The following is a 20,303-nucleotide window of genomic DNA, read 5'->3' on the forward strand; positions in this document are numbered from 1 at the left end:
TAGAAGCCACGTATTCTATAAACTAAGATATAGAAATTGAGCCCTTCTATATCTCTAAAATCCAGAAATGGGAAATGACCTGCCATGTCATTTCCCATTTCTGGATTCAACAAACTAGTATATTCTTTTTATACCTTCTAAGCTCTGTCAGATTCTTCTGTCATCTTCTTATAATACAGAATCAGATCTGCTGCCTGTTCATAGGACAACTCTGTAGTGCTGACCGAAAGATCATAATTCTTCGACATTCCCCATTCCTGTCCGGTATAATCCTTACGAAAAGCGCTTCTTTTCTCATCCACATCCTGGATCTTACGTTTCGCTTTCATTCTGCTTGTAATATGATCACGCTCTTTCACGCGTTCAATTCGTGTTTCCATGTCTGCATGGACAAATACACTAAAAGCTTCTTCTCGGTTTCTCATCAGATAACCTGCGCACCTTCCCATAATAATACATGGTCCTTCTTCCGCAAGCTCTTCAATCAGCTTAAATGGATATGGCTTCTTCTTCGGTTCTGCAAAATTCATTGCGATTGAATAAAGAAGGCTGTCCACCGGCTGTTCATCCAGATACTCCTGCATTTCTTTCTCGTATCCGCGCATCTTTGCAATTTCAAACAGCTTCTCTTTATCGTAAAACGCATAACCGGTACGCTTTGCCAGCAATTCACCGATTTCATGTCCGCCGCTTCCATATTCCCGTCCGATACAGATAATTGTTTTCTCCATATTTTGCACACTCCTCTCTAATACAGGTGATAGAAAATCGATGCACCTACAACCGTCATCAATCCGGCTACTGCAATAGAAAGACTGCTCATTGCTCCTTCAATCTCTCCGATTTCCATTGCCTTTGCCGTTCCCATAGCATGGGAAGCTGTTCCGATTGCCAGTCCTTTTGCAATCGGATGCTCAATTTTGCAGAGCTTACAGATTCCCTCTGCAAACATATTTCCAATAATCCCGGTAATTACGATCGCAGCAACTGTAATCGTCACAATTCCACCAAGCTCTTCTGAGATTCCCATACCGATCGCTGTGGTAATTGATTTTGGAAGAAGCGTTACATAGAACTGCTTCTTCAGGTGGAACAACATAGAAAATACCCATACACCGGCAAGGCTGACAAATACACCTGTTGTAATTCCTGCAATGATCGCTTTCAGATTCTTCTTAAGAAGATTCATCTGCTGATAAAGCGGAATTGCAAGACAGACTGTTGACGGTGTCAGAAGGTAACTCAGTACATTCGCTCCCTTATCATAAGTATCATAATCAATTCCAGTCACTTTTAGCACGATAATTACAAAAACAATCGAAACAAGAAGTGGATTGAAGATACCAATTTTTAACTTTTTACGCAAAAAAATTCCTGCTTCATATCCAAAAAGACTGATCGCCATACAAAAAAAGGTCGATCCATGCAGCATATTACTCATCCTTCTTCTCCTCTTTCTTCAGTACAAACTGAGCGGTTCTTCCACTCACGCCCATAACCAGCACTGTTGTCACTACAATTGTAACCATGATCGGAACAAGAACCGGTTTTAAGTCTCCCCATGATACCATCAGACCTACTCCTGCAGGGATAAAAAGCATCGGCATGATTTCAATCAGAAATCCACCGGCCTCATCAACTGCTTTCAAAGGAATTACTTTTGTCTGCAAACCTGCCAGCAAGATCAGCAAGCCATAAATACTTGCAGGAACCGGTAGTGGAAGGATTGCATGCAAAAGCTCTCCTGCAAAAGAAATCAATATGATAATCAAGAATTGTCTTATAAATTTCACAGTATTACCTCCATTTATTTTATGTTTATTTTTTAACACATGTACCAGAATAGCACTTTTAACACTCTGCCTCAATAAATTTTTGCATTTTTATTGTTTTTTTGACAATATCCTCTCATTCCGATGCTAGAATGAAACTAAATTTACAGAAGTGAAGGGATGACTTTATGTATCATTTTATAGCCAATCCTAACGCCCGCTCGGGTCAGGGACTTGCACTATGGGAAAAGATTAAATTAAAGCTGATAGCAGAACATATAGATTACCAGATCCATTTTACACATCACCGGCATCACGCAACGGAAATTGCCGCCGAGCTTACCGCCTCCGGGGATCCTGTTACGATCGTTGTACTTGGTGGTGATGGAAGTGTGGATGAAGTAATCTGTGGTCTGCAGAATTTAAGCCTGGTTACCCTCGGTTACATTCCGATCGGCTCTGGCAATGATTTTGGCCGGGGACTTGCCCTTCCATCCGATACCATGAAAGCTCTGGATCTGGTACTTCATTCTGAACAGACGCGTAAGATCAATCTTGGTGTATTGCACTATCATGACAAGGTTCACCGTTTTGCCGTCAGTTCCGGAATCGGATACGATGCAGCTATCTGCCATCAACTTTGTATTTCCAGGGTTAAAGTCTTTTTTAACCGGCTCGGTCTGGGCAAACTTGCCTATGCAGCCTGCTCACTCTACCGTCTGCGCCGCTGTCAGCCAGATGAGATGGAAATCCTTCTGGACGATACCAAAAGACTTCATTTTAAACGGGTTTTCTTTGCCTCTGCATTTAATCTTCCTTATGAAGGTGGTGGATGCAAATTCTGCCCGGATGCCAAACCGGATGATGATCTGCTGGACTTTATTGTGATTGCAAATGTTCCCAAAATTATTGCTCTGGCAATTCTGCCGACTGTGTTTTCCGGAAAGCATACTCGACTTCCAGGCGTACATATCTTCCGCTGTAAAAAAGCAGAAGTACACTCAAAAGTAGCACTTCCGGTACATTCTGACGGCGAACCGATTTATCTCCAGAAGGATGTTTCGTTCTCTCTCGAACCTGAGACACTGAAAATTATTACATAAAAGAAGGGGACTTTTCTATGCTGTTGTTTTGGATTCTTTTAACTGTTGTTGTATGTTTTTTCTTATATTTGTATATGATCATGCCGAATACTTCCCGCCGAAGCAAAATCCTCCCTTATCTCAAGCGGGATTATGCCCATCGCGGACTACATGATTCTTCCCGGCTGATTCCCGAGAATTCTATGCTGGCATTTCGTGAGGCAGTAAAACAAAATCTTGCCATCGAACTTGATATCCATCTCACCCGTGATGGAAAAGTAGTCGTATTCCATGACGAGTCTTTAAAGCGGATCTGCAATGCCGAAGGGACAGTTGAGGATTCCACGTTTGATACGCTACAGCACCTGCATCTTTCCGGAACTTCGGAGCATATGCCACTTTTTTCAGATGTCCTTCGCTATGTCAATGGGCGGGTTCCTCTTCTGATTGAACTGAAACTTCCGGACAGCAATATGAAGCTCTGTCCTGCCACATGGGATATTTTAAAGGATTATAAAGGGCCTTATATGGTCCAGTCTTTCAACTCACTTGGAATCCGATGGTTTCACAAGCATGCGCCTCAGGTTCTTCGTGGACAACTTTCTTCTGCCCTGACTCGCACGAATCCGGAAAATCCTTTTCTGGCGCGCTTTTGTGTACAGTTCCTGCTTACCAACCTGATCTGTCGTCCGGACTTTATTTCTTATAAACTTGCAGATGCCGGCAATCCTTCCGTCTGGCTGAACCACTATCTGTACCGTATTCCGATGGCAGTCTGGACACTCCGCAATCAAAAAGCTTATAAAACTGCACGGAATAAATATGATATGTATATCTTTGAAGGTTTCTCCGTAAAATAGAGAATAGAAAAAAATATGAATGTTTTATGAAGTCTGTTGTCGAGAAAAATTTTTAATGTTATACTACCTCTAGTAACAAGGAAGAAACATCTTCACCCGAAGGAGCTGATTTTTATCATGAGTCATATTTTTAAAAAATTAAAGACACTGATGCATACATACAGCCATGCATGGGTATTACTATATGCTTTTATTTATTTTCCATGGTTTACTTATCTGGAACGCCATGTGACCGACAATTATTTTGTAATCCATTCGATATTCGATGACTACATCCCGTTTTGTGAATATTTCATCATTCCGTACCTGCTGTGGTTTGCTTATATTGCAGTCACACTGGGATATTTGTTCTTTAATGATAAACAGGGATTTTACAAAGCCTCCGCGATCATGTTCAGCGGTATGACCATTTTTCTGATCATCTGCACGGTATTTCCGAACGGATTGAACTTGAGACCGGAAGTATTTACGCGTGATAACTTCTGTATCGAGCTGGTTAAACGGATCTATCAGACGGATACACCTACGAATGTGCTTCCAAGTCTTCATGTATACAACTCTATTTGTTGTTACATCGCAATTTCCCATTGCGAGAAGCTTCAGCACTCCAGATTGATCCAGAAAGGATCTCTTGTTTTAAGCATTCTGATCATTCTGTCAACCATGTTCCTGAAGCAACATTCCGTAGTGGATGTAGTTGCTGCATGTGTGATGGCATATTTCATGTACTCACTAATTTATGCACAGGAAGGTGCAAAGTCACCACGGCTTGCACGTCAGGTGATTTAAACACTTATAATTATTTCGTTTGATCCAAAGAAAGGACATCGCATTTCGCAAAACCGAAAAGCAATGTCCTTCTTTTATTTCACCTTCCATGCGCTAAACGCCGATGGCATGGAATATTCCTTTTGTATTTCTTCCGGATGTGCAAAGATCATCTCTTCTTTGCAGTTCTTCTCCAGTTCATCCACGATCACCTCATACGCAGTCATATGCCATTCAATATGGCTGAAAATATGCTTCGCATTCCGCAGCTTTTTCACACGGATCGGTGCAAGCCCGATAGATTTACTGTAAGCGGTTACTTCGTCCATCGTAAGCTTTCCGTCCAGATTCGGGAACTCATACATACCTGCAAGCAGTCCCTTATCCGGTCGTTTCCGGATTGCCACATGATCACCATCCTTAAAAATCAAAACGGTTCTCTCCTCAATCCTGCGCGCTTTTGCCTTTTTCTTCACCGGCAGTTCATTCTGGATTCCCAGCCTTTTCGCTTCACAGATTCCCGTAAGAGGACAGATTTCACACTTTGCCTCCCCATTCGGCACACAGACAATCGCACCAATTTCGATCAGCCCCTGGTTAAAATCCGATGCTGCATCTTCTGGGATCACCGGTTCAATCGCATTTTCTATCTTTGTCCTGACGGACGCTTTCATAATATCTTCATCGCTCGCCAGCAGTCTTGATACCACCCGGAGAACATTTCCGTCCACTGCCGGCTTTGGAATTCCATAGGCAAAAGAAGAAATTGCCCCTGCCGTATAATTTCCAATTCCTGGAAGCGCCTTGATCTCCTCATAATTTTCCGGAAATTTTCCTGCGTATTCTTCCTCGATCTTCTGCGCTGCTTTTTGCATATTGCGTACCCGGTTATAATATCCAAGCCCTTCCCAGAGCTTTAAAAGCTTATCCTCCGGTGCCTCGGCTAGATCTTTTACCGTTGGAAGCTCTGTCATGAAACGCTCAAAAAATGGCTTTACTGCTTCCACTCTCGTCTGCTGTAGCATAATTTCAGACACCCATACCCGATAGGCATTTACATGATGTCTCCATGGCAGATCCCGTTTCCGCTCTCTGTACCATTCCACAAGCAGCTCCGGTGCTTCATAGAGCTGTGGATTGGTAAGTACTACCGGAACTTCGTCCGCAATTGCAATGGAATCCTCCGTTACAAAACAGTCCTTTGCGATCACCTGAACCCCGGTTTCCGCTGCTTCTGCAAGAATATCTGCAAATTCCTTGTGAGTCCGTCTGTTTGGTGTAAAATAACGTACTCCTTTCATCTGGACCACAAAGAATACATAAGCCTCGTACCCCTCCTGCACCGCTTCTTCCAGCTCTTTTAAATGCTTCACTGCCCGCTCGCTCGGTGCATCCGGAAACTTTACCACGCCTTCTTCTTCCAGCGTAACCCCTTTCACTTCTATAAACGCTTTTTTCTCTTCATATTCCACATACAGGTCAAACCTGGAATTCTTATAGGTAACTTCCGGTCTGACGATCTTCACGTCCTTGAACCATCTCCCGGCTTCAATCCATTCCTGCACCACTTTGTTTGTCACCTGGGAATCCATATTGATCAGCCGGTCAGCCTTCCGGACACTGATCAGGTCCCAGCCAGTCTTACGCCCTGCACTTTCAGACTTCTGGACATACACTTCTGCTCCCGGAACCAGAAGTTCCGCGCACCTCCCTGTGTTCTTCACATGGACCGTTTCTTCTTTTCCATTTATTTCTATTTTTGCTATAAATCGATTAGGGCGCTTTAAAAAGCGCCCCTTTTGTATTCTCTTATATATCATATTATTGCTCCCGATTTCCGGCTATCACAAGTGGAATCTGTTCATGCTCTGCTTTTCGGATATACTCTTTGCTGATCTGCGAATCCGTAATGATCTTGTATACATCCTTAACCGGACAGATCACGGACACATACCCGCCGATCATATACAGTTCTACATGTCTTACTGCTGCAAGTTCATTCCCTACCAGGAGCGAATTCGTCACAACCGCTGCTACCAGATAAAAAATAATCTGCACGGGTTTTATCTTTCCCATAACCAGCATGATGATTCCCATAAAAGCAATCGCTGCTACCAGAATATTTGTCAGAAAACCTGTCAGTTTCGAATAGGTATGATATAACGTAAAGTCAAACAGGTATGTATCTGTCATCCGAACTGTAATTTTCTCTTCCACTTTTCTTTCTTTAATAGTTTTCACCCTTTCGTTCGACAACTATTCTCTATAAAACAAAAGTCCTCTTGTATTGTAACACACAAGAGGACTTCATTCCATAAACAAATTATAACATTTTTATTCTTCCGGTGCAGCTTCACCTGTAACTTTGTAGTGAGCCCATCCTTCCGGTGAGTAAATACCTTTCTGTTTCTTCTGCATGGACTCTTTACAGGACGTGCTGCATGGGATGCAGATAAATTCGACAAGCTGATACGTGACGCTAAGGCAACCTACGAAGCACAGTAACCGGACTTCTCCAGTACAAAGCAAAATGTGCCTTTTCGATTCACTGAAAATACATATCCCATTAAATTCAAAAGCGGGGCAGTAAAAGGTTTGTCCTTTACTGCCCCGCTTTTCTTTTACCAATCTGTATACAGATCTATATTTCCGGATCCACTTCCGGTATCATATACTTTTCCAGCACCAAGTGACGTCTCTACAACTGTTCCTCTCGGGTAATCATCACTTGCCAAAACAATGTAACCATCGGCATCCCTGATTGTTCCATCACTTGCTATATGGCGTCCTGGAATCGCAAGCCCTCCTCCCGGAAGTACCTTCTGAGAATAGTAAGTCTCGGTATGTCCATTATACCAGATCCTTCCCTTTGACGGGGTAAGACCGCCTGATGGGATCACATAGCCACCGCTTCCGGAATTGGAAGAATCGGAACTAGTATTATTCGATGAATTGTTGTTGGAAGGATTATTATTGCCAGAAGAACTGTTATTCCCCGCTGAACTGCTGTTCCCGGAATTATTGCCCGCAGATGTATTACTTCCAGTGGAAGCTGACGCCTGCTTTGTCTCTTCCTGCGCCTTTTTTGCCAGCTGCTCATCCGCTTTCCTCTGGGCTTCCTCCTCCTGCTTTTTCTGTGCCGCACGTGCCGCCTCAAGCTGTGCATTTACCGTGGCAAGGTCTGTCGAAGTCTCTTCTGCTTTTGCCTGCAACGCTGCCTGTTCACTGTCCAGCTGGCTTTGCAGGTCAAGCAGATCCTGCTGCCTGCTTTTCAGTTCAGCCTCCTGCTCTTCAATACCTTCACGTACTTTCACCATATTCTCCAGCATATCCTTATCGTACTTTGTAATATTCTGGATAAAGTCTACACGGTTCAGGAACTCTCCCATACTTTTTGCTTCACATACCATAGAAAGCAGTGTGTCCGAACCATTTTCATACATGTACTTAATTCGAGTCTTCATGTTTGCATACTGTACTTCCTCGTTATTACGGGAAATCTGGAGCGATGCTTCCAAACGGAATACTTCATTATTAGACTCTTCAATTTTCACTTCTGTCTCAGCGATTTCATTGCTGATCGTAACCAGATCCTGGTTGATCCCTTCCAACTGACTCTGTAGATTACTGGTCTTATCTTCGAGGCTGTCCACCTCTTCTGCATGTACCGACATCCCCGACAGCGCGATACCGAATGCACAGATCAGAGAAAGTCCGCACTGTACGATTCGTTTTTTCTGCATTTTCATAAATGTAATCCTTTCTTGAATGTTTTGGGGTAACACTAAGATAGTATATACTATTTTAATCAAAAGAACAACCTTCTATTTTCCGGAAAGGTCTGTACACAGCCATTTCTTCCCATTTTCAACATACAAAAAGCTTCTTCAGATGCCATTTTTTTCTAAGTGTATGACAGCAAAAAGGAACAGGCTTTTTGCTGATTTCAATCAGTTAAGCCTGCTCCCTTTTCAGCAGAGCCTATGCTGTCGGCTCTGCAACTGTTTTACTTTTATCTTTTTTCACTCTGTATCCAGCAGTTGTTCTGCAGATGACCGGATCAAAGATCAGGAACATTGCCGGAAGGACAGTCAGTACTACGATCACACTGATGATCGCTCCTCTTGAAAGAAGTTCACAGATAGAACCGATCATATCAACCTGTGTATAACAAGTCACACCAAATGTTGCCGCAAAAAAGCTCAGTCCACTAGTAATGATCGATGGCATACTGATTCTGTGTGCAATCGCAACAGATTCTTTCTTACTTTTGCCTTTCATACGTTCTTTCTGATATCTGGTCGTCATAAGGATTGCATAATCAACGGTTGCTCCCAGCTGGATTGCTCCGATAACGATACTTGCAACGAACGGAAGACTCTTGCCCTGATAGAACGGAATCGCCATATTAATCGTAATCGCAAACTCGATAACCGAAACCAGAATGATCGGAAGCGAGATGGATTTAAATATAAGCAAAATGATAATAAAGATTGCTGCGATTGAAATAACGTTAACCCTTGTCAGATCGATATCTGTTACATCCTGCAGGTCTTTCATCAGTGGTGCTTCACCGATTACCATTCCAGACTTATCATAGGATTTTACAATCTTATCAATCTGTTTGATCTGTTTGTTGACCTGCGGAGTTGCAGACTCATACTTGGTACATACAAACATCAACTCGGTATCCTTACCCTGAAGCATACTCTTTACATCATCCGGGATCATCGATTCCGGAATAGAAGATCCAACGATAGAGTTAAGTCCAAGTGTCCATTTTACACCTTTGACATCATCAATTTCACTCATCATTGCCTTTTTCTCTTTGGCATCCATGTCTTTATCTACCATAACTATATGCATTGTACTCATATCAAAGTCATCCTTCAGTTCACTGTTTGCCACATTTGATGGAAGTGACTGTGGAAGTGACTGTGCAATATTATAATAAATTTTTGTATGATTATTGCCATAAATAGCAGGAATAAGCAAGATCAGGAAAGCAACGATCCATACTTTGTAATGTTTGGTGATAAATACCGAAACCTTATCCATGCTCTTGATCAGCGGTTTATGCTTGGTTTTTTCAATCGGTTTATCAAAGATAAGAATCATTGCCGGAAGGATTGTTACACAACAAAGCACTCCAATGATAACACCTTTTGCCATAACAATACCAAGATCACGACCAAGTGCAAATGTCATAACACAAAGAGCTACAAATCCTGCTACTGTGGTGACAGAACTTCCTACAATGGATTTGAATGTATTAGAAATCGCATGTCCCATCGCACGGTTCTTATCTCCCGGGAAACGGCGCTTGTTCTCTTCGTAGCTATTCAGCAGGAAAATGGAGTAATCCATCGTAACACCCAGCTGCAATACCGCCGTCAGCGCTTTTGTAATGTAACAGATCTCGCCAAGGAAAATGTTACTTCCCAGATTATATACAATCGCTGCACCTATACTAATCAGGAAAAAAATCGGTACCAGGAAGGATTCTCCGGTAATTTCCAGCACCAGAAACGAAAGAATTGCCGCAATTACAACATAAATCGGGACTTCTTTCATTGCTACATTCTTGATATCGGCTACAACACCTGTCATACCTGCAATAAAACACTGTTTGCTGGCAATCTTACGCATCTCACCGACTGCATTCATTGCTTCGTCAGATGAAGTCGTATTGTCAAATAATGCGAGCATCAGTGTCGCATCTCCGTTGTAGAAGGCTTTTCTCAAATCGGATGGAATCATCTCTACCGGCAGTGAAAGATCTGCCACATCACCATACCATAATACTTTTTCGACATGATCAACCTTATTAAACTGATCTGCCAGCTTCTGGATATCTTTCATGTCCGTATCCTCTACAACAACCATGGCGAATGCACCCATACCATATTCATCCACCATAACGTCCTGTCCTTCTACTGTTTCCAGTGATTCCGGAAGGTAACTGAGCAAGTCGTAGTTAATTCTTGTCTTCGCCATTCCAATAAATGACGGAATCAAAAGCAGTATCCCCAGTAACAAAATTATAAATCTGTGTTTTGCTATCCATTTTCCCGCTTTGACCACAATAATCATCTCCCTGTCTTTACATTTTTATTCTATAGAATATTATACAAAAAAATGACTGATGGTCAATATCAAATAGTCACAATAATTTCATAATTAAAAAATGAATTTTGGTCATTTTTAGCATGGTTAATTTTTTACTATTTTCCAAAAACTATAAACTACAAAAAAACTGCTACTGGCAGTTTTTCTTGCACACAAACATACTAAAAAGGGTGTTTTTCTGGTATATTACAGAGAAACACCCTTTGCTCTTAGCTCTTATTTACGAATCGTAGATACAGAATAGACCAGAATTTTCATACAGATTTCTTTTTCCGGATCAATCTCTACTGTAAGGATTTCACCATCCCGTTCTTTTACTGTTGCGATAATCCCTCCCATTGTAAGAACCTCATCTCCAACCTTGATCGAATCATGGAGTTCCTGCATTTTTTTATTCTTTTTCTTTCCCGGAACTACCATCATAAAATAGATCACTACAAACAATAGTACCGCATACAATAAAATCATCATCTGTGCATTCATACTCTTATCCTGCCTTTTTTGCTTTATTATACTACTTCAGATAAGCTTCTACAATCTTTACAAACATTGCTGATCCTTTGTAGAGCACGTCTTCATCTACATTAAAGTGTGGATTATGATGAGGAACATCCGTATGCTTTACCGGATTAGAAGAACTAAGGAAGAAAAATGCTCCGGGTGCTTTCTGTAAGTAGTATGCAAAATCCTCTCCTGCCATATTTGGTGCCGGAACTTTACTTACAACATCCTCTTCACCTACAACTTCTTTTGCGGCTTCAGTTACAAGTGCTGCCATCTCATCGTTATTGATTACCGGAGGTGCTCCCCAGTCCATCTCAACTTCTGCTGTTCCTCTGAATGTTGCCGCTGTACTCTTTGCAATCTCTTCAATTCGTTTTGCAAGGTACTGTCTTATTGGCTCTTCCAGTGCCCGGATCGTTCCTTCGATTTCTACTTCGCTTGGAATTGCATTATAAGCAACACCACCATGGAAATAACCAATTGTTACAACTGCAGCTTTTACTGCGGAAACTTCACGTGCAATGATTTCCTGCAGGTTAATTACAATATGAGACGCCATTGTAATCGGGTCTGTTCCTTTTTCCGGAGTAGATCCATGACAGCCAGTTCCTTTTACATGGATCACAAATCTGTCGAATGATGCCATACAACATCCAGGAGTAATAATGACCTTTCCTGCCGGAATATCTTTGTTGATGATACTTCCAATATGCTGTCCAAATACAGCGTCTACACCATCCATTGCGCCATCTTTGATCATAATCTCTGCACCTTTGGATAATTCTTCTGCTGTCTGGAACAAAAGCCTTACATTTCCTTTAATCTCTGCTTTGTGTGCATTTAAAACTTTTGCGGCTCCAAGAAGCATTGTAATATGATTGTCATGTCCACAGGCATGCATCAGACCTTCATGTTTGGACTTATAATCGACATCATTTGCCTCCGTAATCTTAAGTGCATCCATATCTGCACGGAGTGCAACCGTCTTACCTGGCTGCCCGCCCTTGATCTCTGCAATGATACTACTGTCTGTTCCTGAACATTTATAAGGAATTCCGAGTTCATCCAGTTTATCTGTTACATATTTCTGCGTTTCCGGAAGATCAAGACCGAATTCCGGAATCTGATGCAGTTCTCTTCGCATTTTTACGAGTTCTTCCTGTAAACCTTCACATTCTTTCCACATACTCATGCTTATTCCCTCTTTTCTCTATGAATCTTTTGCTTTTTATTCATTTCCCGCTAAGCAGTTTTCTTTTCTTTTACATATAACAGTCTTGCAAATCCAAGGCTTCCGAATACAGACACAACGATAAGTACCCATGCCGGAGGAGCAATCGTAAATTTAAGGATAAGCGGAAGTCCCATGCCAAAGATGGCAACTTTAGGATATTTCAATGCATAGGTTCCAAAAGTTCCTCCAAAAATTGCACCTGCTGCATATTTTGTAAGAGCGGATACAATAACATCTGGAAGTACGGATACAACTGCTGATCCTACTAAAACAGCTGCTGTTGTAGCAATCAGGTTTGTAATAATAGAACCACAGATTGCCATTGTAGAAGCCACCTCTGCCTGAAGCGTTCCTGGTTCACTCTCCGTCGTTTCAAGAGCCATTGTTGCACATGGAACTCGCATGTTACCGATATTTCCTGAAAGGAAACTTAAGTATGTACCAGTAAGTCCAAGAGCTGCATAGTAAGAAATTGGTTCAACAACATAGAATGCACCAAATGATAATGCAACCATTCCCCATCCTGCAAGTACTACTTTCGGATCCGGCCAGCAGTTATAGGTAATACACAGCCAGATAACCGGTATAAATGATGTAAATGCTGCGAGCAGGTTTGTAGGAGTACCGATTCTAATACTATTCTTTTTCCATTCTGACATTAATTCTTTATTTTCCATAATCATACCCTCCTATGCTCCAACTGCCATATCATAGATGATTGCAAATAACATTCCGATGATCATTGCAATACCAAGATTGTACTCTCTGATTTTTGGAACTTTCTTTGCTACAAATTTTTCAAGGATTGCCATTCCGATAATACCACCGGCAACGGCTGCTGCATTTCCCCATCCTTTGCCAATTTCGTTGACATCCAGATAACCGAAGATACCAAGTGAACAGGCTCCACTCATTACAACCAGCCATTTTGAATCGCCACCGCTCATCTTTGTTCTTAAGTTTTCAAGTGCAGGTGTAAAAAGGCCCGTTACAACCAGCCATCCGGCTCCGTTGAGTGCCATTACGAACCAGCTGACAGCCATAACTTTCAGTGTAAATCCAGCTCCTCCAAGCTCTGCGCCTGCCGCTTCAGCACCAAGCGTTGCTGCAGTAAGCTCTGTCGGTGCTGCACCAATGATGGAAAGTCTCTGCCATGCCATTGGACCTCCGATCGAAGTCATAAGACCAACCATTACGATAAATACACCAAGTGCAGGTCCGATTGCGGAAATGAGACCGACTCTGAATGCTGTCTTCGGCACTGTTGCCGGAATGTTTGCTTTCACTGTCATTTTCTTTGCCATTCGGATATAAAGAACAGCCTGGACAAATGCAATTGCTACAGTAATACCACAAAGCAAATACACGATCATTGAATTAGAAATCTCTACATAATCCATATACTCTCTTCCTTTCTTCTTTCATGTTCCTTTTTTGTTATCCAGTTTCCTCTTGTTGATGATAAGTTTACAACTTAATAACTTTGCTTTCTATATATATCATGTACAAATTTATCTTGATTTTTTTATATTCGACATCATTTTTTTGTATTTGTGATATAATTATTTTATCAGTTTTTGTATTTGAGATACAATTTTATTACAAGGAGACTAAAAATGACTGTCGAAGAACTATTACAACTGCCAACTATTAAGGGATTAAAACTTATTTCCGGAAATCTCGGTGTACACAGAGAAATCTCCACAGTAACCGTCGTTGATACTCCGGATGGCTTCCAGTGGTTAAAAGGAAATGAAGTTGTGATCACAACGACCTATGCCCTGGAAAAGACGCCTAATTCTTTTCTTGATTTCATCAGCAAGCTGTTGTCAAGAAATATCAGTGCACTAATTGTCAAATCGGACCGGTACATAAAGGTTATTCCGGAAAATGCCAAAAAACTTTGTGATGAAAAAGCTTTGCCACTGATCTACTGTCCGGCAATCTACGCATTTGCCGACATTATCAATCCAACCCTGTCCGGAATTATATCCAAACAGGCGGAGCAGCTAAAAGAATCTTCCAAGATTCACGAGAGTTTCCTGGAACTGGCAATAAATGACCGCTCTATCCATCAAATTTTGCAGACACTGAGTACTCTGATCCAGGAACCGACTGCCTATGTTGATACTGTTTTCCACAAAGTATATTTTTCTGAAAATGTAAGCGAGGATAGTCTTTATCTGAAGGGATTATCATATGAAATTATTTTAAATGAATACCGAGAGAAATATCAGTGTATCGACGTTGTCAATAAAGAGCAGAAATTTGGATATATTATGCTTCTTTCTGACCGTTCTGACCGGACATATCCGGATACTGACTCCAATATCTACAAAACAGCGATTGAATATGCCAGTATCGTAATTATCCTGCGTATGCAGATCCGAATCAGTAACCGGATGATCGAAGAGAAATATTACTCTTCTTTTGTAGGTGATCTAATGCTTAACAACGTCAAAACACGTGAAGAGATCAATACACGTGCCCATTTATACGGCTGGAATCTGGACGGCGGCGGATTTGTTGCGATCATCGATATAAACAATATTAAAAAGTATTATCTGCGTAATCTGGATACCGGAACAAATGAAAAGCTTCAGAAATATACAGACCAGATTTTTGATACTTCTATTAAGTATATCAAGCAGGCATTCCCTTCCACTATTTATTATTCACAGAGTGACTTTATTGCCTTTCTGATCACTGGAAAACTGCCTGTCAGCGCCCGTAAAACCCTTGCAGATACATTCAGTCAAATCCAGCACAGTCTGTTGAACGCCGTTCCTTTTACTATTTCAATGGGAGTTGGAATGTATGTAGATGACATTATCAATATTCACAACAGCTACCAACAGGCAAAGCAGGTCATCCAAACTATCTATCAGATTCAGCAATTTAACCGTCTGTTCTTTTATGATCAGATTGGAATCTATCGTTTATTATTTTCTATTTCATCCAATAACGAGGCAATTGAATTCTGCGATAAATATGTAAAGCCTCTGCAGCAATACGATGACCAGCATCATGCAAACCTGATTGAAACACTACAGTCTATCATCAACTGTGGATGGAATTTAAAGCTGGCATCTGAAAAGCTTTTTTTACATTATAATTCTGTGAAATATCGGTTTCAGAAAATTTGTGATTTACTTGAAATTGATTTGAGAGATAACTCCAGACATACGGAAATAGAACTTGCTCTTAAGATTTATTTGATTCAGAAAAATCAGATATAGCGTGGGATTTTTCGACTGACTCATTCAATCGCGGGATTTCGCCCTATAAATAAGCAAAAAAATACAGGGAAGAATGCAAACACTCTTCCCTGATATTATTTACTTATTTGCACGGCTCAATGCCATCACAAATATTACTCGATGATTGTAGCAACACGTCCTGATCCTACAGTACGTCCACCTTCACGATACTTTAATCCCGTTTTATCTCATATTTTTTATGGTTTTCTCTCCAAAATACAGTGAAAAACGGCTGAATTGCACCACCTATTTTGATTTGCCTGATTTCTTGGCACCGTTTTGGCACCGGAAGCCCTGGTCGAAAAAATTCTTTTCCACAGCTAACCGATGCTACTCTACCAACTTTATATTGCACCGGTAATTTTTAACTGTTATAATCGAAACATGGGTGCTACCATAACGGTAGGCGGTTAGTCCTTCAACAGAGGGTTGCAGAGTGCCAGTGGCACTCGTTTTGCAACGACCGAAGTGAAACGGAGACCTGTGACCCTCTGATTACATAGAAACCCGAAAGGGAATCCACTGGAAAGGAGGGCTAAGCCAATGAGTATTGTTGACTTCATAGCAGTAGTGAGCTTCGGCTTAACCTGCTTTAGTATCGGATATACATTTGGCAAGGATAATAATAAACCACAAAAATAGCCGCCCTGGTCTGGTAAACTAAGCGGCAATTTTTGTCAAAACATATATCGGACTAACCGTCTATCGGTAGCACTCTTTATCTATAATCATATTAGCACGCATGTGTGAAAATGTCAAAAATTTTCTTCATTCTCTTGGTTATTAATCTCCTTAATCAGCTGTACTGCCTTCTTTGCATCATCGGTTTTCACGAATATATCCACACCATATATTCCAAATCCAGGTGCCCCATGCATTGCAACATTCGCACCTGCTTCCTGTGAAAAAGCTGCTATTCCATTTTGCTTTAACATTTCTACAAGTTGTTCTGTCTCTACTATATTCTGTGCATTATAAATTTTTGTCCATTCTGCCTTAGATAGAGAAGTTTCCTTTTTCTCCTGAACATTTGACGAATTCTGGTTTCTTTTTCGATTAATAAATGCCAAGAGCCTAAGAACAATAAATGCCACAATAGTAATACCAATCAGAAATCCCAATGCTAATCGTGTTACCTGTGTTTCTGTAGCTCCCATTTTAAATAAACATATGCCATAGATGACTGTAAAAATTCCTGCACATATCACACTGGTGAGAAAATCTCTCCATATAGTAGCACTTTTTGGCAAACATTTATCCCATATTCCATTATACACCATAATAGAGGCATACAGGGTTCCTCCTACTAAAGCAGTTGCTGTCTCTCCTAAAACCAAGCGAATATCCACCGTTAATAACATCTGAATAATAATCGCTAACACACTAATCACAAACATTGATGCAAATGCAAGATTTCCAGCCTTTAATGCTTTTTGTTTCACCCATTCTTCATACACCGCAACTTTGTCCAATGTTTCTTTCATCTCTTTATTCATAGTCTGGCTCCTTTCTCCATCCAGGAGCTCTCTCATCTCAACATCGTAATACTCAGCAAGTTGAACAAGTATACTGAGATCTGGCATATTTATTCCGGTATCACATAGTTAAAGATATTGATGTCATTTAATCAATTTTGCCGATAAAGCGGTAGAAGATTTCTACCTCCTGTTCCCGGCTTCCGTCCTCACCTTTGACCGCTTCATGGACAACGATTTTTTCAATCAGCGTATTCAAAAGTTCGGCGGTCAGTTCCGTTGGATTGACGCACTCTTTCATCAAGGCAATCCATTTTTCTGCGTCTGCGGCGTTCTGGCTTTCAGTGGCGATAGCAGATTGAAGCCGCTCAATCTTTTCGTCCAGTTCAGCCTGTTCGCTTTGATACTTCCCGGACAGCATAGAGAAGTTGTATTCCGTGATACGCCCCGCCGCCCAGTCCTCATACATCCGGGCAAACAGGGTATCGACTTCGGCTTTCCGCTTCTCTGCCTTTTTCAGTTCTGCGGCCTGCTTCTTTCTTGCGGCGGCCTGTCCCTTATCAGTGGCATTTAACAGCCGCTTCAAGAGCCGTTCTTCATCATGCTGTACCAGCCCCGACCAGTATTGCAGACGGGAGAGGACATAGGCGTAAAGCACATCATAGCGGATATAGTGCATGGAGCATTGGCGTGTGCCCTGTCCGTACTTGCTACAATGATAATGGCCGTAAGGCTTGCTGTTCTGCCTGTTCTCCCCATAGGACAGCGACCAGCCGCAATCCGCACATTTTACCAATCCGGAAAAAATCTGCGTTGTACCATCCTTGCACTTCCTGCGGCGGTTTGCTATCTGCTCCTGTACCTGCCGGAAAACCTGTTCGCTGATAATCGGCTCCTGCGTATTCTCCACCCGCACCCATTCACTTTGGGGCTTGCGTACCCTCCGCTTGTTCTTAAAGGAAATGTTCGTTTCCCGGTAGTGGATGGTATGGCCGATATAGGTTTCATCTTTCATAATGCTCTTGACCTGGGCTATCGTCCATGCGTAGCTTTTTTCCTCCGGCGCACCCGCATAGATGTTTGCAAAAGTCCCATCACGCTGGAAATTGATAAATCCCGGTGTGGGAACCTTTTCCATAATCAGTATTCTTGTGATACTGGCCGCCCCTCTGCCATGAATGGCAAGGTCAAAAATCTTCTCCACTATCCAGCGGGTTTCCTCGTCGATTATCAGCTTGTTTTTGATTTCCGGGTGTTTCCTGTACCCGATGGGAGCATAGGCACCGATACGCTGTCCTGTGGCAAACTTCGCTTTGAAAGCGGCCTTTACCTTGCGGCTCGTATCTTTCGCAAACCATTCATTGAACAGGTTTTTGAACGGGACAAAATCGGAAAGCCCTTTCTCTGTGTCCTCATTCTCCGCAACGGCGATGTAGCGCACCCGTTTTTCCGGGAACAGAAATTCCAGATAGTAGTCCATCATCACATGTTCCCGCCCGAAACGGGAAAGGTCTTTCGTGACAATGCAGTTTACTTTTCCGGCTTCCACATCGTCCATCATGCGCTGAAAATCCGGGCGTTCAAAGTTCGTCCCCGACCAGCCATCGTCCACATACTCACCGACTACATGAAGTCCCTGTTCCTTTGCGTACTGTTGCAGGATTGTCCGCTGTGTTTCAATGCTTACGCTGTCACCATAGTTTTCATCGTCCCGGCTTAATCTCATATAAAGCGCCGTGTTGTAAATCGTAGTATTGTAAGGTTGTTTCACCGTTAAAAATCCTCCTTCTAAAGAAACAACCCACGCTTACAATACTTTTGCTCTATGGCAATTATATCATAAGCGTGGGCGTGTTATCAATGATGGGCTATCAGGTTGAAGCGGCTTTTTCTGCGGTATGCCGCACCACATCTACAATCAGATCACCGAGGGGCTTTCCGCCTGCGGCGAAGTGTTCGGAGATTTTTATACGGTTGTTCCCACATACAAAATACTGCGTGCCGTTCTCTGCTTGTATGACCTGCCCTGTCCGGGGTGTAAAAATATCGCTTTCGCTTTTTGCCATCCAGTGTCCTCCATATTCAGTTTTCAAGGTACAATGCCGCACAGGAGCGGCGAAAATTTCTGCTTATATCTATCACCTTTCCTTTACCGTGTGCCGCTGCTGCCGTTTCAGTTCCGCCAGTATATCCGGCGGGATACGGTCAACCAGCCGCTGTAAATTGTCCAGTTCGCTTTTCAGCTTTGCTCGTTCCATCGTATCTTTCATCTTGCCTTTTTCACTGGCCTTTGCCCTTGCTTCCAGCTTCTCATTCTCCGCCAACAAGTCATTGATTGTGACCTTGTACTTTTTCAGTTGCCCGAAGAAGTTCTCCATCTGCGGGAACCACTTTTTCAGCATGGAGAGGGCTTCCTCTTTTTTCTTTCCGGCGTTCAGCGGGTTAATGCCGTCAAGGGCGGCTTCAATGGCTCTGGCCTGTTTGGAGAGGGAAATCGCCTGTTTGAAAAGCCGGGTGGGGATATGCTTCCGGCCTGTCTTGCTGGCACTCTCCCCACGCTCCAAGTCGGGATATTTCTCTACCATATAGGCGTGAAAATCGTCCTGCCACTTCGTCAGGTTTGCCCGGTTGCCGATAATCTCCTTTGCACACAGGCGGTTGTCCTTTGTCAGCGGAACAAAGGTCAAATGCAGGTGGGGCGTTTTCTCGTCCATGTGTACCACCGACGACACGATATTTTCCCGTCCTACCCGGCCAATGAGGAAAGCCGCCGCCCTCTGGAAAAACGCCTGTATCTCCTTTGGGGATTTCCCCTTGAAAAACTCCGGGCTGGCAGTTACCAGTGTATCGACAAACCGTGTGCTGTCTTTCCTCGTCCGGCATCCGGCCTGCTCGATACGGCTCTGAATGAAGTGGTAATAGCGTCCCTCCGGCTTGACGATATGGAAGTTGTATTTACTCCGGCTTGTGTCAATGTCGGGGTTGCTGGCGTATTGTTCTTTCTGTCTTTCGTGATGGGCTTCCAGCGGCCTTGCCGGGTTGCCCTTGTGCTTCTCAAACCGCAAAATTGCGTGTTGTGCCATTCTGCTCCTTTCCCCATTCCTTTCCTATCCGGAGTTTTCCACAGGGAAAATCCCGCCGGAATTATCTCTGATACGATAGGAATGGAATGGATATAAATCAATCATTTTAATCTTTGTATTTCTATATACCGTCCGG

At 42.4% G+C, this 20,303-nt stretch carries 19 protein-coding genes; 4 read left to right on the plus strand and 15 right to left on the minus strand.

The features are described from left to right. Positions 1 to 137: 137 nt before the first annotated feature. The 3 genes from NQ556_RS13755 to NQ556_RS13765 are packed head-to-tail and all read right to left on the minus strand — an operon-like array spanning position 138 to position 1,793. Complete coding sequence (locus NQ556_RS13755) at positions 138 to 731, minus strand: cytidylate kinase-like family protein (RefSeq protein ID WP_008373636.1); 594 nt, start codon at positions 729 to 731, stop codon at positions 138 to 140. 17 nt (positions 732 to 748) lie between these two features. Beyond that, on the minus strand, positions 749 to 1,441 hold the full coding sequence (locus NQ556_RS13760; RefSeq protein WP_055156236.1) for an LrgB family protein: 693 nt from the start codon (positions 1,439 to 1,441) through the stop codon (positions 749 to 751). After that, the gene (locus NQ556_RS13765) at positions 1,434 to 1,793 is read right to left on the minus strand and encodes a CidA/LrgA family protein (RefSeq protein ID WP_022220001.1); all 360 of its coding nucleotides are present in this window, start codon (positions 1,791 to 1,793) and stop codon (positions 1,434 to 1,436) included. Before NQ556_RS13765 ends, NQ556_RS13760 begins: the two co-directional genes overlap by 8 nt. A 167-nt stretch (positions 1,794 to 1,960) precedes the next feature. On the opposite strand from NQ556_RS13765, the gene NQ556_RS13770 reads away from it, so the two are divergent. The 3 genes from NQ556_RS13770 to NQ556_RS13780 all read left to right on the plus strand — a co-directional run bounded on the left by NQ556_RS13770 (position 1,961) and on the right by NQ556_RS13780 (position 4,503). Further along, the gene (locus NQ556_RS13770; RefSeq protein ID WP_008373630.1) at positions 1,961 to 2,875 is read left to right on the plus strand and encodes a diacylglycerol/lipid kinase family protein; all 915 of its coding nucleotides are present in this window, start codon (positions 1,961 to 1,963) and stop codon (positions 2,873 to 2,875) included. 17 nt (positions 2,876 to 2,892) lie between these two features. Beyond that, positions 2,893 to 3,714: a glycerophosphodiester phosphodiesterase family protein gene (locus tag NQ556_RS13775; protein WP_022220000.1), complete on the plus strand. Its 822-nt coding sequence runs from the start codon at positions 2,893 to 2,895 to the stop codon at positions 3,712 to 3,714. 117 nt (positions 3,715 to 3,831) lie between these two features. Continuing rightward, positions 3,832 to 4,503: a phosphatase PAP2 family protein gene (locus NQ556_RS13780; protein WP_022219999.1), complete on the plus strand. Its 672-nt coding sequence runs from the start codon at positions 3,832 to 3,834 to the stop codon at positions 4,501 to 4,503. Positions 4,504 to 4,577: 74 nt separating this feature from the next. On the opposite strand, the gene mutY is transcribed toward NQ556_RS13780, so the two are convergent. The 8 genes from mutY to NQ556_RS13820 all read right to left on the minus strand — a co-directional run bounded on the left by mutY (position 4,578) and on the right by NQ556_RS13820 (position 13,749). Further along, entirely contained in the window at positions 4,578 to 6,302 is a 1,725-nt protein-coding gene (mutY, locus tag NQ556_RS13785) for an A/G-specific adenine glycosylase (RefSeq protein WP_022219998.1), read from the minus strand. A 1-nt stretch (position 6,303) separates the two neighbouring features. Continuing rightward, complete coding sequence (locus NQ556_RS13790) at positions 6,304 to 6,699, minus strand: hypothetical protein (RefSeq protein ID WP_204576100.1); 396 nt, start codon at positions 6,697 to 6,699, stop codon at positions 6,304 to 6,306. A 404-nt stretch (positions 6,700 to 7,103) separates the two neighbouring features. Next, positions 7,104 to 8,231: a coiled-coil domain-containing protein gene (locus tag NQ556_RS13795; RefSeq protein ID WP_008373621.1), complete on the minus strand. Its 1,128-nt coding sequence runs from the start codon at positions 8,229 to 8,231 to the stop codon at positions 7,104 to 7,106. Positions 8,232 to 8,463: 232 nt separating this feature from the next. Next, positions 8,464 to 10,575: an efflux RND transporter permease subunit gene (locus NQ556_RS13800; protein ID WP_008373618.1), complete on the minus strand. Its 2,112-nt coding sequence runs from the start codon at positions 10,573 to 10,575 to the stop codon at positions 8,464 to 8,466. A gap of 252 nt (positions 10,576 to 10,827) precedes the next feature. Further along, the gene (gene yajC, locus NQ556_RS13805; RefSeq protein ID WP_008373617.1) at positions 10,828 to 11,094 is read right to left on the minus strand and encodes a preprotein translocase subunit YajC; all 267 of its coding nucleotides are present in this window, start codon (positions 11,092 to 11,094) and stop codon (positions 10,828 to 10,830) included. A gap of 31 nt (positions 11,095 to 11,125) precedes the next feature. After that, entirely contained in the window at positions 11,126 to 12,301 is a 1,176-nt protein-coding gene (locus NQ556_RS13810; protein ID WP_044999150.1) for a M20 metallopeptidase family protein, read from the minus strand. A gap of 56 nt (positions 12,302 to 12,357) precedes the next feature. Beyond that, on the minus strand, positions 12,358 to 13,026 hold the full coding sequence (locus tag NQ556_RS13815; RefSeq protein WP_022219995.1) for a hypothetical protein: 669 nt from the start codon (positions 13,024 to 13,026) through the stop codon (positions 12,358 to 12,360). A 12-nt stretch (positions 13,027 to 13,038) separates the two neighbouring features. Next, the gene (locus tag NQ556_RS13820; RefSeq protein WP_022219994.1) at positions 13,039 to 13,749 is read right to left on the minus strand and encodes a DUF5058 family protein; all 711 of its coding nucleotides are present in this window, start codon (positions 13,747 to 13,749) and stop codon (positions 13,039 to 13,041) included. 216 nt (positions 13,750 to 13,965) lie between these two features. Here NQ556_RS13820 and NQ556_RS13825 point away from each other — a divergent pair, with 216 nt between their 5' ends. Further along, positions 13,966 to 15,588 carry a PucR family transcriptional regulator gene (locus tag NQ556_RS13825; RefSeq protein ID WP_022219993.1) on the plus strand — a complete coding sequence of 541 codons (1,623 nt, stop codon included), beginning with the start codon at positions 13,966 to 13,968 and terminating at the stop codon, positions 15,586 to 15,588. Positions 15,589 to 16,364: 776 nt separating this feature from the next. On the opposite strand, the gene NQ556_RS13830 is transcribed toward NQ556_RS13825, so the two are convergent. From NQ556_RS13830 to mobV, 4 genes are all read right to left on the minus strand, one after another. After that, a complete protein-coding gene (locus tag NQ556_RS13830; protein ID WP_243426651.1) occupies positions 16,365 to 17,105 on the minus strand; it encodes a putative signal transducing protein in 741 nt (246 codons plus the stop codon). Positions 17,106 to 17,232: 127 nt separating this feature from the next. Further along, positions 17,233 to 18,810 carry a recombinase family protein gene (locus NQ556_RS13835; RefSeq protein ID WP_008373603.1) on the minus strand — a complete coding sequence of 526 codons (1,578 nt, stop codon included), beginning with the start codon at positions 18,808 to 18,810 and terminating at the stop codon, positions 17,233 to 17,235. Positions 18,811 to 18,955: 145 nt separating this feature from the next. Next, the gene (locus tag NQ556_RS13840; RefSeq protein ID WP_002334813.1) at positions 18,956 to 19,150 is read right to left on the minus strand and encodes a hypothetical protein; all 195 of its coding nucleotides are present in this window, start codon (positions 19,148 to 19,150) and stop codon (positions 18,956 to 18,958) included. A 72-nt stretch (positions 19,151 to 19,222) separates the two neighbouring features. Continuing rightward, positions 19,223 to 20,167 (minus strand): MobV family relaxase, encoded by a 945-nt coding sequence (gene mobV / locus NQ556_RS13845; RefSeq protein ID WP_008373581.1) that lies wholly within the window; start codon positions 20,165 to 20,167, stop codon positions 19,223 to 19,225. Between the last annotated feature and the right edge of the window lie 136 nt (positions 20,168 to 20,303).

Source organism: Coprococcus comes ATCC 27758 (genome assembly GCF_025149785.1).
GTDB classification, from domain to species: domain Bacteria; phylum Bacillota; class Clostridia; order Lachnospirales; family Lachnospiraceae; genus Allocoprococcus; species Allocoprococcus comes.

Bases quoted from the DNA above. Each gene is read 5' to 3' on its own strand.
- NQ556_RS13800 (WP_008373618.1), bottom strand. From the start codon at position 10,575: ATGATTATTGTGGTCAAAGCGGGAAAATGGATAGCAAAACACAGATTT.
- NQ556_RS13755 (WP_008373636.1), bottom strand. From the start codon at position 731: ATGGAGAAAACAATTATCTGTATCGGACGGGAATATGGAAGCGGCGGA.
- NQ556_RS13825 (WP_022219993.1), top strand. From the start codon at position 13,966: ATGACTGTCGAAGAACTATTACAACTGCCAACTATTAAGGGATTAAAA.
- NQ556_RS13760 (WP_055156236.1), bottom strand. From the start codon at position 1,441: ATGAGTAATATGCTGCATGGATCGACCTTTTTTTGTATGGCGATCAGT.
- NQ556_RS13835 (WP_008373603.1), bottom strand. From the start codon at position 18,810: ATGAGATTAAGCCGGGACGATGAAAACTATGGTGACAGCGTAAGCATT.
- mutY (WP_022219998.1), bottom strand. From the start codon at position 6,302: ATGATATATAAGAGAATACAAAAGGGGCGCTTTTTAAAGCGCCCTAAT.
- NQ556_RS13840 (WP_002334813.1), bottom strand. From the start codon at position 19,150: ATGGCAAAAAGCGAAAGCGATATTTTTACACCCCGGACAGGGCAGGTC.
- NQ556_RS13810 (WP_044999150.1), bottom strand. From the start codon at position 12,301: ATGTGGAAAGAATGTGAAGGTTTACAGGAAGAACTCGTAAAAATGCGA.
- NQ556_RS13815 (WP_022219995.1), bottom strand. From the start codon at position 13,026: ATGGAAAATAAAGAATTAATGTCAGAATGGAAAAAGAATAGTATTAGA.
- NQ556_RS13830 (WP_243426651.1), bottom strand. From the start codon at position 17,105: ATGAATAAAGAGATGAAAGAAACATTGGACAAAGTTGCGGTGTATGAA.
- NQ556_RS13780 (WP_022219999.1), top strand. From the start codon at position 3,832: ATGAGTCATATTTTTAAAAAATTAAAGACACTGATGCATACATACAGC.
- NQ556_RS13795 (WP_008373621.1), bottom strand. From the start codon at position 8,231: ATGAAAATGCAGAAAAAACGAATCGTACAGTGCGGACTTTCTCTGATC.
- yajC (WP_008373617.1), bottom strand. From the start codon at position 11,094: ATGAATGCACAGATGATGATTTTATTGTATGCGGTACTATTGTTTGTA.
- NQ556_RS13770 (WP_008373630.1), top strand. From the start codon at position 1,961: ATGTATCATTTTATAGCCAATCCTAACGCCCGCTCGGGTCAGGGACTT.
- NQ556_RS13820 (WP_022219994.1), bottom strand. From the start codon at position 13,749: ATGGATTATGTAGAGATTTCTAATTCAATGATCGTGTATTTGCTTTGT.
- mobV (WP_008373581.1), bottom strand. From the start codon at position 20,167: ATGGCACAACACGCAATTTTGCGGTTTGAGAAGCACAAGGGCAACCCG.
- NQ556_RS13775 (WP_022220000.1), top strand. From the start codon at position 2,893: ATGCTGTTGTTTTGGATTCTTTTAACTGTTGTTGTATGTTTTTTCTTA.